A 13,516-nucleotide genomic window follows, 5' to 3' on the forward strand; every position below is an offset into this window, starting at 1 on the left:
GGGTCACTCGTACGGGTTCTTCGGCTCTTCGATCTCCCTGAGGGAGTGGGCGCGGAGGGTCTGCACGACAGTCCTGTCCGTCTGGCGGGGCGGCTCCCAGACGCCCGTGACCCGGACCCAGGAGTCGGCGGGCGGCTGCGGGACGCCGCGCACCCGCACCGGGAACGGGACGGCGTCGCCCGCGCAGCAGGCGATCTTCATCCGGGTGAGCCGCCAGCCGCCCCGGCCCTTCCCGGCCGGGGTGACGAACCCGGTCAGCCGCACGGGGACGCCCTGGAGCTTCGCGGGGTCGCCGGTCTGGGCCTCGTGGGCGCGGCCGAGGAACTCGCCCACGCTCATGTCGACCGGCCCGGCGGCCGCGGACAGCGGGGGGAAGCCGTCGTCCGGCGGGGCGGGCGGCGGCGCCGCGCGGTCGGTGTCGCGCGCCGCGCTGAACGAGCCGAGCGCGGGCGGCGCGATGACGAAGAGCGCCAGCACGGGCAGTCCGAGCAGCCACGCCACCCGCGGCCCGCGCGAGTGATCATGCCCGTGCCCGTGGTCGGTGCGGCCGTGGTCGGGGTGGCCGTCGTCGTGGCCCGGGGCGTCCCGCCAATCGCGGCGGAGCCCGGCGGCGCCCAGGGCCAGCAGCGCCACGGCCGCGGCCACCAGCGGATACCGGAAGCCCGGCCGCACGTAGTTGACGTACTCGCCGCTGACCAGCGTGATCCACAGCACCGCGGCGCCGAGGAACACCAGCAGCAGGTTCTGCGCGGCCCTGGTCACGACAGCAGCCCTCCCACCAGCACGCTGACGCCGACCGCGAGGCAGAACGTCAGCGGCACGAACCGGACCGCGAAGCGGCGGCCGAAGAAGCCCGCCTGGAGCGCGATCAGCTTCAGGTCCACCATCGGCCCGACGACCAGGAAGGTCAGCTTCGCGGTCGTCGAGAACTGCGACAGGCTCGCCGCGACGAACGCGTCGGCCTCCGAGCAGATGGACATCAGCACGGCCAGCAGCGCGAGCAGCAGCACCGAGACGACGGCGTCCCCGGCCGCGGCGTCCACCCAGCCCGCGGGGACGATCACGTTGATGGTGGCCGCCGCCATCGCGCCGACCACCAGGAACCCCCCGGCGTGGACGATGTCGTGCCGCATCGCCTGCCGGAACGCCTCCGCGCGCCCGGCCCTCCCGTGCGCCTCCGGCCGGGACGGGATCCGGATCCATTCGCCCTTGCCCACCAGCAGCCACACCCAGCCGACCAGCACCGCCACGAGCAGGGACGCGGCGAACCGGCCCACCACCATCTCCGGTCTCCCCGGGAAGGCGACCGCCGTGGCGACCATCACGACCGGGTTGATCGCGGGGGCGGCGAGCAGGAAGGTCAGCGCGGCGGAGGGCGCGACCCCGCGCGCCATCAGCCCGCCCGCGACCGGTACCGACGCGCACTCGCACCCCGGCAGCACGGCCCCCATCGCGCCCGCGGCGGGCACCGCGGCGCCCGGCCGGCGCGGCAGCACCCGCCGCCACAGCGACGCCGGGACGAACGCGGTGATCGCGGCCGACAGCGCCACCCCGAACACCAGGAAGGGCAGGGCCTGGACGCACACCGCGACGAAGATGGTGGTCCACGCGTCCAGCGCGCCCGCGTCGATCAGCGGTGCCAGCCACGTCCGCCCGAGCACGAGCACGGCCGCCAGCAGGCCGAAGACCAGGGCGGCGCGGGTACCGGGAGTGACGGGATCACGGCGGCCCCAATCGGCCGGCGGAAGCAGCTCGTCCTCGGCCTCCCGCAGGCCGACGCGGTCGCTCATCCGATACCTGCAGCGTGGAGATGACCTGCAACCCCTGCGGGCACCGCGCCCCGGACAACCGCGAGAGGCAAGCGGTGTTCCGGTGCGCGGCCTGCGGGCATCGGGCCAACGCCGACGTCAACGCCGCACGCAACATCCGAGACACCGCCGTGGGACGCACGGCGGCCGCGCGGGGAGGCACGCCGCTGGGCGGGCCGGTGAACCGCGAACCTCAACCTGCTCTCCTGCCTGCGTATGGACCGGGTTGGATCCCCCGCCTTCACTTCAGGCGGGGAGGACGTCAAGGCGACAATCGTGCCAGAGCGGCCGGGCCGAAACCGCGACCCTTCGCGCGACACGTCCGGACCGAATCGAGGGGTCGGGCTGCCTCAGGGGCCCCGGCAGGCGCATACTGGGCATTGATGAAACCCACAGGAGCCGCCAGGCGGCGACATCTGCCCACCAGTCCCTTCAAACCCCCGCCCGCTGCGCCACCGGCCAAGGAGTTCGCACCTGAGGACCGGGTCACGCACGACAAGTACGGGCTCGGACGCGTGCTCGAGGTCGAGGAGGGCCAAGCGGTCCTGGTCGACTTCGGGACGGGGAAGGTCCGCATCCCCGCCCCGTACAGCAAGCTTCTGAAGCTCTAGAGGTCCGGCTCAGCGGCCCGGCGGAGCGTCCAGCAGGCCGTGGTGCAGGGCCTTCAGCACGGCCCTGGTCCGGTCTCGCACGCCCAGCTTCGCCAGGACGCTGGAGACGTGGTTCTTCACCGTGCCCTCCGCCAGGTGGAGGGCGCCGGCTATCTCCCGGTTGGCGTAGCCGGCGGCCAGCAGGCGCAGCACGTCCCGTTCCCGGCCGGTGAGCGGCTGGGGCGGGAGGTCCCGGGGGTCGTCCGGGTCCGGCATGCGCCGCATGGCCTGGAGCAGCCGTTCGGTCAGGCCCGGCTGGACCAGCGTGCCGCCTTCCGCGAGCGTGCGTATCGCGGTGACGACCTGGTCGAGGGTGACGTCCTTGAGCAGGTAGCCGGACGCTCCGGCGCGGAGGGCGCGCAGCACCAGCTCGTCGTCGTCGAACGTCGTCAGCACGAGGGTGGGGACGGCGAGGCCGCGCTCGCGCATCGCGGTGAGCGTGGCGATGCCGTCCCGGCCGGGCATGCGGAGGTCGAGGAGGAGGACGTCCGGGGGGTCGGACTCCAGGACGGCCAGCGCCTCGTCCCCGTCCGCCGCCTCGGCGGTGACGGTCACCTCGGCGGACAGCTCCAGCAGGTGCCGGATCCCCTGCCGCACCAGCGTCTGGTCGTCGGTGACGCACACGCGGATCACGGCGCCGGCACCCTGGCGCTGACGGTGAAGCCCGACCGGGTGTCGAACGACACCTCGCCGTCGAGCTGGGCGATGCGCTCGCGGACGCCGGTCAGGCCGTTGCCGAGGCGCAGCACGGACGCGCCGCGGCCGTCGTCGCGCGCGGTGAGGACGATCTCGCCGCGCCCGGTCCGGCCGATGTCGATCCACAGGTTCTCGGCCTCGGCGTGCCGGATGGCGTTCGTGACGACCTCCTGGACGCAGCGGATCAGCACCGCGGTGTGCGCCTCGTCCGGCTCGACCCCGCCGGCGACGCTCAGGTGGACGCGCGGGTGCGGGAGGTCCGCGACGATCTCCGCGAGCGCGCGGTGCAGGGGCGGGGTGCGGGCGCGCAGCTCGCCCACCGCCGTGCGCACGTCGCCGAGGAGGTCCCTGGCCAGCCCGCGGGCCCGTGCCACGTGGTCGGCGGCGGGCGGCGCGCTGTGGTGCGCGGCCACCTCCAGTTCGAGGACGAGCGCGGTGAGCTGGTGCCCGAGGAGGTCGTGCAGCTCGCGGGAGATGCGCAGCCGCTCGGCGGATCGGCTCGACTCCGCCAGCAGCGCGGTGGCGGCGCGGAGCTCGGTGTTGGCCACGGCGAGGCGTTCCCGGGCCGCGCTCTCGCGCTGCTCGCTGCGCACCGCCCACACCGTGCAGACCTGGAGCATCGTGTAGAGCGACGCGGTGAGCACCACGTCCGCGACGGTGCCGTCGCGCAGCATTGGCGCCGCACCGGCGACGGCGCTGTTGAACCCGAGCACCGCGGCCGTGTTGCGCAGCGTCGTCCGGTGGGCCGTGACCGCGGTGACGAAAACCAGCAGGATCGCGAGCCAGGCGGCCTGCGCGCCCAGCAGGACGGTCGCGGCGCCCGCGGCCGCGACGGCGAGCAGGAGCGCCCACCGGCCGGTGCGGCGCGGCGCGTCGTCCAGGAGCGCCGACGTGAACAGCGCGAGGAACCCGAGGTAGCACGCCCACCACAGCCAGGCCGGCCCGATCGTGACGTCTGCGGCGGAGAACGCCACCGGCGCGCCGACCAGCAGGCAGACCGCCAGGACGCTCGCCGCGCCCCAGACCGCGAGATGGGACTTGGCCATGCTCGAAGGTTACGGGCATCGCGCCGGGCCGGACCGTGCCGGAAGTCATGGGTGCGGTCCATGACCTCCGGCACGCGCGTGCGGGCGCGGCGGCCGCCTAGCGTTTGCGGCCGGAAGGGGCGTGACGATGGCTGTGGTCGAGGTCGAGGGGCTGCGCAAGCGGTACGGCGGGACGGTCGCCGTGGACGACGTGTCGTTCACCGTCGAGCATGGGGAGATCTTCGGGATCGTCGGCCCGAACGGCGCGGGCAAGACGACCCTGGTCGAGTGCGTCGAGGGGGTGCGGCGGCCCGACGCGGGACGGATCAGCGTGCTGGGGCTCGACCCGCTGCGGGACCGCGCGCGGCTCAGGCAGGTGTTGGGGGCGCAGCTGCAGGGCGGCGGGCTGCCCGACAAGCTGCGGGTCGGCGAGGCGGTGTCGCTGTACCGGTCGTTCTACACCGACGGCGCCGACCCCGGGCAGCTGCTGGACGAGCTCGGGCTGGCGGGCAAGCGCGACACGGCGTTCGAGGACCTCTCCGGAGGCCAGGCGCAGCGGCTGTCGATCGCGCTGGCGCTGGTCGGCAGGCCCCGCGTCGCGGTGCTCGACGAGCTGACCACCGGCCTCGACCCGCGGGCGCGCCGGGGCACCTGGGAGCTGATCGAGCGGATCCGCGACACCGGCGTGACGGTGCTGCTCGTCACGCACTTCATGCCCGAGGCGGAGCGCCTGTGCGACCGCGTGGCGGTCATCGACCGGGGACGGATCGCCGCGCTGGACACCCCGGGCGGCCTGATCGCGCGGGCGGGGACCGGCCTTGAGCGCGCCACCCTCGAAGACGCCTTCCTGGCGCTGACCGGGCGGGCGCCGGAGGAGGAGGCCGGATGACGGCCCGCCGGCCGCCCGCGCGGGCGTGGGCGATGCTGACCTGGACCGAGGCGAAGCTGGTCGCCCGGGACACCGCCGGGCTGGTCATCCCGCTCGGCCTGCCGATGCTGATCATGGTGATGTCCGGGCTCGGCGCCGAGGGGGCGGGGGCGGAGCGCTTCCGCGGGCTCCCCGCGCTGGACGCCTTCGTCGTCCCGATGACGATGGTGATGGTGGTCGCGCTGATCGGCCTGGTGAACATGCCGGCCGTCCTCGCCACCTATCGCAGGACGGGCGTGCTGCGGCGGCTGGCGGTGACGCCCGCGCATCCGCTGATGGTCCTGGCCGCCCAGGTGCTGGCGAGCCTCGCCCAGGTGCTGGTCGGCGTGCTGGCGGCCCTCATGGTGGCGCGGCTGGCGTTCGGCGCGTCGATGCCGCGCGGCGCGCTCACCGCGGTCGGCGTGTTCTGCCTGGTGACGGCGACGATGTACGCGCTCGGCATGCTGGTCGCGGCGGTCGCGCCGTCCGCGAACGGGGCCGTCGCGCTCGGCCTCGTGGGGTTCTTCCTGACGATGGCCCTGGGCGGCGGTTTCGGACCGCGCGAGAACCTCCCGGACCCGTTGGCGACGCTCGGCGAGTACCTCCCGTACGGGGCGGGCGTGGAGGCGTTGAGCGCCGCCTGGACGGGCGTCCCACCGGACCTGGCGCATCTCGGCGCGCTCGCCGGGACGGCCGCGCTCGCCGGCGCGGTCGCGGCGAAGGCGTTCCGCTGGGACTGACGTCCGCCTCGACGGCGCCCGGGACGCCGGAGGCCGGGAGAGGAGCGTCCTCTCCCGGCCTCGCCGGTCTCGCGGCCCGTCAGTTCTTACAGCGGAAGATGCCCCACTTCAGGTTGCCGGACTCGCCGCCGCGGACCCAGTTGCCCAGGCCCGCCTTCATGCGCTCCAGGTACTCGGCGCTGATCTGCCGGGAGATCTCCGCCTCCCGCGCCTCGGTCTCCTGTAGGACCCGCCCGTAGTGCGTGGTGAGGTGCGGGGTGAGGTCCTCGAAGGCCGGCGTCAGCCCGAGCCGGGCGATCTCGCGGAGGTAGAAGCCGGGCGACCCCATCGTGTCGAGGTGCAGGCGGTCGAGGATGGGCCGCAGGACGTCCCGGGTGCAGTCGTCGGCCGCCATCGGGTCGGTGAAGACGAACACCCCGCCCGGCTTGAGGACCCGGGCGACCTCCTCCAGCGCCCGGATGCGGTCGCCGCCGTGCAGCAGCGCGTCCTGCGACCACACGACGTGGAACGAGTTGTCGTTGAACGGGAGGGTCTCGAAGGAGCCGTCGACCACGTCGATGAGGTCGGCGAGGCCCTGCTCCTCGTTCATCGCCCGGTTGCGCTCGTTCTCCACCTCGCTGAGGTTGAGGCAGGTGACGCGGCAGCCGTAGGTGCGGGCGAGGTACCGGGCGGAGCCGCCGTATCCCGCGCCGAGGTCGATGACGTGCGAGTACGGCGTCAGGTCCAGGCCGGCGGCCATCCGCTCGACCGTCCGGGCGCTGGCGGCGTCGATCGTGTCGCCGTCCTCGTAGATGCCGACGTGGATGTGCTGCCCGCCCCAGACGGAGTGGTAGAAGGCGTCGGCGTCGCTGGAGTTGTAGTAGTCGCGGGCGGTGTTGACCGCGCTGGAGTAGCCGGTGTTCACGTCGTTTTCCAGGTATTTCTTCTCGGCCACGTGGATGAAGAAGTCGGGGTCGTCGTCATCGTAGGTGGCCTGGAAGTCCCCGTACGTGTCGATGCGCTGGAAGCCGACCTCGCGCATGAGCCGCCGCATGTAGTTCTTGCGCAGCGGATACATGTTGAGGCAGTACTCGCTGTCGTCTGGGAACCGGTACCGGAACCGCGCGAGTCCTTCGTCGACGTACTCGGGCTCGGCCGTGACCTCCTCGCCGCAGTAGTAGTAGGAGTGCTTGCTGGAGAAGCCGTTGTCCAGGATCGAGTCGTAGTTGCGCTGGTCGATGATGAGCACGCCGTCGTGCTTGAGCATGGCGTAGAACTCCGCCAGGGCCTTACGCCGGTCGCGTTCCGAGAAGAGATGGGTGAACGAGTTGCCCAGGCAGATGATGGCGTCGAACTCGCCGTGGACGTCGCGGTTCAGGAAACGCCAGTCGGCGTGCACCACGCGCAGGATGTGGCCGCCGAACGCGAACCCGTTCTCGAATGCCTTGCGCAGCATCTCGGGGCTGCCGTCGACGCTGACGGTCTCGAACCCCTCCTGCAGGAGCCGGACGGAGTGGAAGCCCGTCCCGGTGGCGACGTCGAGCACCTTCCGGACGCCGCGCTCCCTGAGCTGGTCGATGAAGAAGCTGCCTTCGCTCTCGTAGCGCCTCTTCCAGTCGATGAGTTCGTCCCACTTCTCGACGAAGCCTTGGACGTACTCCTCCGTGTAATGGTCGGTGTCGCGAACCTCGGTCGGATTTTCCCCGAACTCTTGGCGCTGAATCGGACTGCCTCCTGTGAAACGAGCTTCCCGGTGACCGTACGCGGCTCCGGAGAGACGTACGGTGGTCACCGCTGGGTCGGTCATCGTGACATAGGGTGACAAATTGGGGCGGACAGGACAGACAGGGCGAACGTTAGCCATGCGCACGGCCTGAGATAAGGGGTGGGCGCGATAGATCTTGCTTTCAGGTGATGTGATCGTCACCACATGAGGCGCTGCGATGTGGCGCGGCGGTCAGCCGCGGATGTAGCCGATGACCAGGTCGGCGAGTTCGTCCACCATGCGGTCGTGGGGGATGGGCGGCCGGTCCAGGACGTACTTGATCGACAGCAGTCCGACGGTCTCGGCGAGGATCCACACCGTCGCCTCGACGTCGAGGTCGTCGCGGAACTCGGCGCGGTTGACCAGCAGGTAGACCCGGACGAGGTCGGTCAGCCGGCGCTGCAGCGCGGCGAGCTTGTCGAACGGCCCGAGCCGGGGGATCTGCTCCACGATGATCCGCAGCAGGTCGGCGTTCTCCTCGAACAGCCGGATCTGGACGTCGAGCAGCGCGCGCCCCGCCTCCTGCCACGGCAGGCGCATGGTGGCCTCGATCTCGGCGCCGAGGCGGTCGGCGAGCCGGTCGGCGAAGCGGTCCAGCACCGCGATGACGATCGCGTCCTTGTTGGGGAAGTACTGGTACAGCGAGCCGTTGCTGATCCCGGCGGCCTTGGCGATCCGGTTGGTGGAGGCGCCGTCGTAGCCGCGGTCGGACAGAACGCGAGTGGCGGCCTCCAGAATGCGTTCCACGGTCTGCCGGGAGCGGTCCTGGCGCGGGGTCTTCCGAGGTGAAAGCCCAGGTGAGCGGGCCATCGGCGGATACCTCCCGAACGCGACTTGTAAGCGACTCCTTATTCGCGTGCACTGTACAACGGACACGGCATCCGCTCGTGCTCGGCGGCGCCCGCACCCGGGCCGACGCCTTCGCCGGCCTGGACCACTACCGGGTCCGCAAGCCCACCGCCTGGTACCGGTACGTCACCAGGTAATAGCTCTCCATGCACCCGATAGTCGGGAAGCAGGGCACTCGGCGTCCGAGACGCCCGCCTATTCGTCACGGCAGTCGGGTGCCTACCGGTGACCTGCTACTGAGAACGTAAAGCCGGTTGGATCGCTTCGCGGCCAACCGGCTCTACGCACGATCGCGGCTAGTTGCAGGTCAGCATGTCAACGGACGATCCGGCATTCCGCAGGTGGTACACGGCGGGGCTGTGTTCGATGAAGTCGCCGGACCAGCCGGGGTGAAGAAAGTTGCCGTACCCCATCAGATTCTTGTCCCGCCAGATGATCAGCAAGCAGTTCGTGCTGCGGTTCCCGGCGGAAGCCGCATTGTCGTTGACGACCTGTCCCTTGCCGGCGGATCCGAAGTACCCGCTGTCATAGAACTTGTTCCCGCTCAGGTCCTTGTCGACGTAGTGAGCGGGCCGCCAGCTCGCGTTCCACAGACCCGGCGAGTAGTAGAGGCAGAGGTAGGTGCCGCAGGGCTGCCCCCAAGAAGCCCACTGACTGATTTGGATGGCGTCGCCGGCCTGCGCGGAGCCGGCCACAAGGCCGCTGGTTCCGCCCATGGTCAGCGCCGCGGCGGCCACGGCCGCGAGCGGGCGTCGTATGGTGTACCTCACGTGACTTCCCTTCTTGATACCGTTTACCGTCAGAAGAATCCTTTGCCTTCACCTCATTCGACTTGTTTGGTCCACCCTCGCTCGATTGTGTGGCACTACTTGGTCAAGTAATTGGATCAACACCTCCCTAGTGGTGGTGGCATGGTGGTTCATCTATTGGCGGAGGGCTTTTTGAGGTTCAATTCTGGCTGCCCGCAACGCGGGATACAATCCCGCTATGAGCCCTGTCAGGGCGCCGATCAACGGCGCTGGCAGCACGGCGACCGGCGCTAGCACGGCGGTCCAATCCTGAACAACGGCGACACCCGCCACCGTGGCGATGGCGAGACATGTTCCCACCATTCCACCGAGTAGGCCGAGGCTTGTCGATTCGGCGAGGAACTGAGCAGCAATATGCCTGGGCCGAGCACCCAGCGAGCGACGCAGGCCAATCTCTGCCCTGCGTTCAAGGACAGCGACGAAAGTCGTGTTGGCAATTCCTAGAGTGCCGATAGTGAGGCAGATCGCGGCGAGTACGAGAAAAAGGCCGGTCAGGTCTTGGTCTACTTTCTCGCGAAGCGAACGGGGATCTGGCGGGGGCACCGCAGTGAACAAGCCGGGATCTTCCGGCCGGAGAGCGGTGGGCGCCTGCCCGGCGATGAGCGCAGCGGCCCCGAGCCGGGTCCTGATAAGCATTTCCTCCGGGCTCTCCACGGAGGCGGGCCCGTAGAGCCGGTCGGCCGTGCCGCGCGGGATGATGACGCCCGCCAGCAGTTCGGGCATCTGCCGGGTGTCGCCGATGATGCCTACGATGGTGAACGCCTGCTGATTGATGAACACTGCGGGTCGCGAGTCCAGCCGGGTGACGCCGAGGTGCTGGGCGGCCGTCGCGCCGAGTACGGCAACGCGCTCTCCGCGCCGTTCGTGGAACCCGTTGTAGGGCGTCCCGCGCGTGACCGACGCCTCGGCCGCGCGCAGCATTCCCGGCGAGGCCGCGAACACCGGGCTGATCCCTCCCAGACTGGTGCTGCTCCCGGGACGCACCTCGGGAGACGCGGCGATCACCGGATCGCCATCGAAGTGCACCCGACGCCAGGTGCCTGCGGTGTCAACGCCATTGAGGCGGGTGATCCGCGCATCCGAATCGGCTGGGAACGCGCTGTCGACGGGCTCGGTCCCGGTCGCCGGCCGGACACCCGGCGACTCCCCGAAGCCCCGATCGTCAACCGTTTTGACGGTGACGGTCGTCGCGGTCAGTACATTGAACTGCTCGCTGATCTGGCCGGACGCGGTGGACGTGAGACCCAGGATCGCGACGAAGGCGCCGACGCCGAGAACCGTGCCGAGTGTGGTCAGCGCCGAGCGCCCAGGACGTTGGGCGATGCCCGCCGCAGCCTCCGCCGCCATGTCGCGGACGGACAATCGAGACGGTTCGACATCGACCATCCATGGACGGCGCCGTAGCCTCACGAGCGCACCTCATCTGTCAGCCGCCCGTCCCGGATGGCCACGAGGCGCTGCGCTCGCTCGGCGACCAGCGGATCGTGAGTGATGGTCAGCACGGTCTGGCCCTCGTTGTTGAGTTCGTCCAGGAGGTCGAGGATCGTGCCGGCGGTGGCGGAGTCGAGGTTGCCGGTGGGTTCGTCGCAGAGGAGCAACTGCGGGTGGTTGGCCAGTGCCCGTGCGATGGCGACTCGCTGCCGTTCACCACCGGAGAGGTGGGTCGGCATTGATTCCAGCCGGTGCTGAAGTCCGACCTTCCGGAGTGAGTCTCGCGCGGCGGCAAGCCTCGCTTTCCGTGGCGCGGACCGGTAGAGCTGGGCGAGCATCACGTTCTCCAGTGCGCTGCGGTAAGGCAGTAGGTGGAAGGCCTGGAATACGAAACCGATGCGCCCGCCCCTCATGGCTGCACGTTCCGCGTCACTCAGGGCCGCGACGTTCACCCCGTCCAGGAGGTAACGTCCGGTCGTGACCTGGTCCAGCAGCCCGATCACGTTGAGCAGGGTCGACTTTCCCGAACCGGAAGGGCCGACGATGGCGAGATATTCGCCGCGCTCCACGACGAGAGACACATTGTGCAGCGCTGTTACGGGAGGTGGCCCCGCGTAGGTGTGGCTGATTCGCTCAAGACTGATTACGGGTGTCATCGGCCGACCACAACCTGGTCCCCCTCCCGAAGGCCGCCGCCTTCCGGGGTTACCTCGACATACCCGTCCGCAGACGCGCCGGCGGCCACTCTGACACGGCGTCTCTCACCCGAGCCCGTAATGACGGTTACCGACGTCTTGCCGTCGGCGGGTGCCGTGATGGCACTCAGCGGTACCGTGAGAACCTCGTTGGACGTGGCCGCAGAGGTCACCGTGATCTGCGCGGATTTCCCGTTGAGCTCCGCTTTCCAGGGAGCCTTCGCCTTGAAGGTCACCGGAATGTAGGGCGGTTGGCGCATCTTGCTGCCGGCCTTGGGAGTGACGAGGTCGCCGACCTTGGCCACCGCGGCGCGATGCCGGATTCCATCTTCTTCGATCACGACCTCGGCAACGTGTCCGGGTTCGACGATCTCACCTTCAGACGGATTGAGGCGGCCGATCAGCCGCACACCGCCGACCGCCAGTTTGATCAGGTCCTTGGATATCTTCGTGCCGACCGAGTCGCTCACCGTGACGATCCGCGCAGGAAAGGAGGGCACGAACATCACTTCAGATTTCGGTGCCATGGCGAGCTGGTCGCGCTTCCCGCCCCCGGCGGCACCGATATTTCGTCCACTTGCCTTCCCGGCTTCATTATCGGTGTTTGCGCCGGTACGGCCAGGCACTGTGGGAACGGCGTAGCCGAGCTTCTCATATAGCCGCTTCAAGGCGGCGGCGGTGCCGGCGCCGAAGTAGCCCTCCTGGTCAGAGCCAGGGTGGTAACCCGCCTCGGCCAAAGCCTGCTGCAATTGCGTGACATCGCGTCCTCGCATGCCCTGGACGAGATCACGGAGCGCAGGGATCCTGCCCCGCAGGGCAAAGACCGGCCGGTAGGAGACCTCGGCGATCAACATTCCAGGGCGTACTTGATCACCGGCCTTCTTCACCGATCTGGTGATCAGCAACTCGCCGTCTGTGCGGCCTGCGGTGCCGTCAGGACTCAGCACGGTCGAAGGCGTGAAGGTCAACGACCGCACGGACGAGTACTCGCCGCGAAGAATCACTGTGCGCTGGAGTACTTTCGCCTCGACCGGAGCCGTGAGCACGCTGGCCGGGGGAGGTTCCGTCCGCGCCGCCACCTCGGCGGGCGACCTCACCCAGGTCGAGGCGATCAGGCCCGTGGTCGACAGCACGGCGGTGGCGCAGGCCACGCCCAGCATCTGGCGCTGGCGACGCGCAATGGGGGAGCCCGGCTCCCTGGAGGCCGTGCGTCTGGTCGCCGGATCCGTCGGCGAGTCGGCGGCAACGGATGTCTTCTCCCGACTCATCAGGTCAGCCACCGTGTTTCTGCACCAATGACTGCAGGTGCCGGGCTCGGGACTCCACCCGCTTCTTCTCCTTCTTCAGAGCTTCAGCATTGTTGTCGATCTCGATGTTCTGCAGGTCGGACTCCACGGCGAACAGCTTGCCTGGGAGATTGACCGCATAACTGCAGTCGACGCTGGTTACAGCTGACTTGATCTCCTCGGAGGTCGGCGGCCCGGGCTCACCGTCCGCGGCCCCGAACCCGTTGCCCGCATTCCAGGGGTCGGGGTAGTTGAAACCTTTGCGCTTCATACATTGCGACCATTGCTCGATGACGTTCTTCGCTCGTGGCTTGGTCCTCATGAGTTCGAATGTTTTCGCCTGCAGGCTTTCTGCGAGGTACGAGCCCCCGTCATCGGTGCCGATGGCTCTGGTGGCTTCGCCCGCACACCCACCGTCCGGGATGGATTGACTCTGGTGCTGCACGTCGGCGGAGCCTTGGGGTGCGCCGCGGAGGACTAGAGCCTGCTCTGGCGGTACCTCGTCGAAGGATTGCGGTTTGGCGCTGCCCCGTGCCCACTTCGGCATTCCGTACCCGTACAGTTCGGCACTGGCTCGGTCGGACAGCCCGTAGCGACGCGTCTTGGTGTACTGCCGTACCCGGATGCCTTGATCGATGGACTCCGACAGGTTTGTCGACGACAGCGGCGGCAAGCCGAATTTTCGCAAGCAGAGATTCACCATATGGCTCCACAACTGCCCTTCCTGGGCATTCTGTGCTACGGAAGGGGCGAAGGCGTCCAACGGAAAACTGAGCTGTGCCATGCTCGTCGGGGTAGGGGTCGCGACCGGAGTTCGCGTAGACGTTCCTGCAGACATCGACCCACAACCGGAGGACGCAACGAGGCAGGCGATCC

14 protein-coding genes and 1 pseudogene are annotated in these 13,516 nt (G+C 69.5%); 4 read left to right on the forward strand and 11 right to left on the reverse strand.

Annotated elements, in window-relative coordinates; all coding sequences use genetic code 11:
* Positions 1-3: 3 nt before the first annotated feature.
* Positions 4-762, reverse strand: coding sequence for a TIGR03943 family protein (locus E1266_RS00160; protein ID WP_207945333.1), 759 nt, complete (start codon positions 760-762; stop codon positions 4-6).
* A complete protein-coding gene (locus tag E1266_RS00165) occupies positions 759-1,790 on the reverse strand; it encodes a permease (protein ID WP_132042363.1) in 1,032 nt (343 codons plus the stop codon). The genes E1266_RS00160 and E1266_RS00165 overlap by 4 nt, the downstream gene beginning before the upstream one ends.
* A 23-nt stretch (positions 1,791-1,813) precedes the next feature.
* On the opposite strand from E1266_RS00165, the pseudogene E1266_RS38690 reads away from it, so the two are divergent.
* Together E1266_RS38690 and E1266_RS00175 are read left to right on the forward strand one after the other, a co-directional pair.
* Positions 1,814-1,924: pseudogene (locus E1266_RS38690) on the forward strand (zinc ribbon domain-containing protein); the annotation flags it as partial.
* A 267-nt stretch (positions 1,925-2,191) separates the two neighbouring features.
* Entirely contained in the window at positions 2,192-2,419 is a 228-nt protein-coding gene (locus E1266_RS00175) for a hypothetical protein (protein WP_184889708.1), read from the forward strand.
* A 9-nt stretch (positions 2,420-2,428) separates the two neighbouring features.
* Here the strand turns inward: E1266_RS00175 and E1266_RS00180 are convergent, their stop codons facing one another.
* Together E1266_RS00180 and E1266_RS00185 are read right to left on the reverse strand one after the other, a co-directional pair.
* The gene (locus tag E1266_RS00180) at positions 2,429-3,091 is read right to left on the reverse strand and encodes a response regulator transcription factor (RefSeq protein ID WP_132042365.1); all 663 of its coding nucleotides are present in this window, start codon (positions 3,089-3,091) and stop codon (positions 2,429-2,431) included.
* Complete coding sequence (locus E1266_RS00185; RefSeq protein WP_132042367.1) at positions 3,088-4,200, reverse strand: histidine kinase; 1,113 nt, start codon at positions 4,198-4,200, stop codon at positions 3,088-3,090. The genes E1266_RS00180 and E1266_RS00185 overlap by 4 nt, the downstream gene beginning before the upstream one ends.
* A gap of 127 nt (positions 4,201-4,327) precedes the next feature.
* Between E1266_RS00185 and E1266_RS00190 the strand changes: the two genes are divergently transcribed.
* Positions 4,328-5,068 (forward strand): ABC transporter ATP-binding protein, encoded by a 741-nt coding sequence (locus E1266_RS00190; RefSeq protein WP_132042369.1) that lies wholly within the window; start codon positions 4,328-4,330, stop codon positions 5,066-5,068.
* Positions 5,065-5,826 (forward strand): ABC transporter permease, encoded by a 762-nt coding sequence (locus E1266_RS00195; protein ID WP_132042371.1) that lies wholly within the window; start codon positions 5,065-5,067, stop codon positions 5,824-5,826. The genes E1266_RS00190 and E1266_RS00195 overlap by 4 nt, the downstream gene beginning before the upstream one ends.
* A gap of 79 nt (positions 5,827-5,905) precedes the next feature.
* Here E1266_RS00195 and E1266_RS00200 read toward each other — a convergent pair whose 3' ends face one another.
* From E1266_RS00200 to E1266_RS00230, 7 genes are all read right to left on the reverse strand, one after another.
* Entirely contained in the window at positions 5,906-7,612 is a 1,707-nt protein-coding gene (locus tag E1266_RS00200; protein ID WP_132042373.1) for a class I SAM-dependent methyltransferase, read from the reverse strand.
* 150 nt (positions 7,613-7,762) lie between these two features.
* Positions 7,763-8,317, reverse strand: a complete 555-nt coding sequence (locus E1266_RS00205; protein ID WP_165965872.1) for a TetR/AcrR family transcriptional regulator — start codon at positions 8,315-8,317, stop codon at positions 7,763-7,765.
* Between the two features lie 398 nt (positions 8,318-8,715).
* A complete protein-coding gene (locus E1266_RS00210) occupies positions 8,716-9,189 on the reverse strand; it encodes a hypothetical protein (RefSeq protein ID WP_132042377.1) in 474 nt (157 codons plus the stop codon).
* 153 nt (positions 9,190-9,342) lie between these two features.
* On the reverse strand, positions 9,343-10,614 hold the full coding sequence (locus tag E1266_RS00215; protein ID WP_132042379.1) for an ABC transporter permease: 1,272 nt from the start codon (positions 10,612-10,614) through the stop codon (positions 9,343-9,345).
* A 20-nt stretch (positions 10,615-10,634) separates the two neighbouring features.
* A complete protein-coding gene (locus E1266_RS00220; protein WP_132042381.1) occupies positions 10,635-11,315 on the reverse strand; it encodes an ABC transporter ATP-binding protein in 681 nt (226 codons plus the stop codon).
* Complete coding sequence (locus tag E1266_RS00225; protein WP_132042383.1) at positions 11,312-12,634, reverse strand: peptidoglycan-binding protein; 1,323 nt, start codon at positions 12,632-12,634, stop codon at positions 11,312-11,314. The genes E1266_RS00220 and E1266_RS00225 overlap by 4 nt, the downstream gene beginning before the upstream one ends.
* Positions 12,627-13,424 (reverse strand): hypothetical protein, encoded by a 798-nt coding sequence (locus E1266_RS00230; RefSeq protein WP_132042385.1) that lies wholly within the window; start codon positions 13,422-13,424, stop codon positions 12,627-12,629. The genes E1266_RS00225 and E1266_RS00230 overlap by 8 nt, the downstream gene beginning before the upstream one ends.
* Positions 13,425-13,516: the final 92 nt, after the last annotated feature.

The organism is Actinomadura sp. 7K534, from assembly GCF_004348575.1.
GTDB lineage: Bacteria > Actinomycetota > Actinomycetes > Streptosporangiales > Streptosporangiaceae > Spirillospora > Spirillospora livida.

What these genes read in the sequence shown, in the direction of transcription:
- E1266_RS00165 (WP_132042363.1), bottom strand. Translation starts at nt 1,790, where the DNA reads ATGAGCGACCGCGTCGGCCTGCGGGAGGCCGAGGACGAGCTGCTTCCG.
- E1266_RS00175 (WP_184889708.1), top strand. Translation starts at nt 2,192, where the DNA reads ATGAAACCCACAGGAGCCGCCAGGCGGCGACATCTGCCCACCAGTCCC.
- E1266_RS00185 (WP_132042367.1), bottom strand. Translation starts at nt 4,200, where the DNA reads ATGGCCAAGTCCCATCTCGCGGTCTGGGGCGCGGCGAGCGTCCTGGCG.
- E1266_RS00190 (WP_132042369.1), top strand. Translation starts at nt 4,328, where the DNA reads ATGGCTGTGGTCGAGGTCGAGGGGCTGCGCAAGCGGTACGGCGGGACG.
- E1266_RS00195 (WP_132042371.1), top strand. Translation starts at nt 5,065, where the DNA reads ATGACGGCCCGCCGGCCGCCCGCGCGGGCGTGGGCGATGCTGACCTGG.
- E1266_RS00200 (WP_132042373.1), bottom strand. Translation starts at nt 7,612, where the DNA reads ATGACCGACCCAGCGGTGACCACCGTACGTCTCTCCGGAGCCGCGTAC.
- E1266_RS00215 (WP_132042379.1), bottom strand. Translation starts at nt 10,614, where the DNA reads ATGGTCGATGTCGAACCGTCTCGATTGTCCGTCCGCGACATGGCGGCG.
- E1266_RS00220 (WP_132042381.1), bottom strand. Translation starts at nt 11,315, where the DNA reads ATGACACCCGTAATCAGTCTTGAGCGAATCAGCCACACCTACGCGGGG.
- E1266_RS00230 (WP_132042385.1), bottom strand. Translation starts at nt 13,424, where the DNA reads ATGGCACAGCTCAGTTTTCCGTTGGACGCCTTCGCCCCTTCCGTAGCA.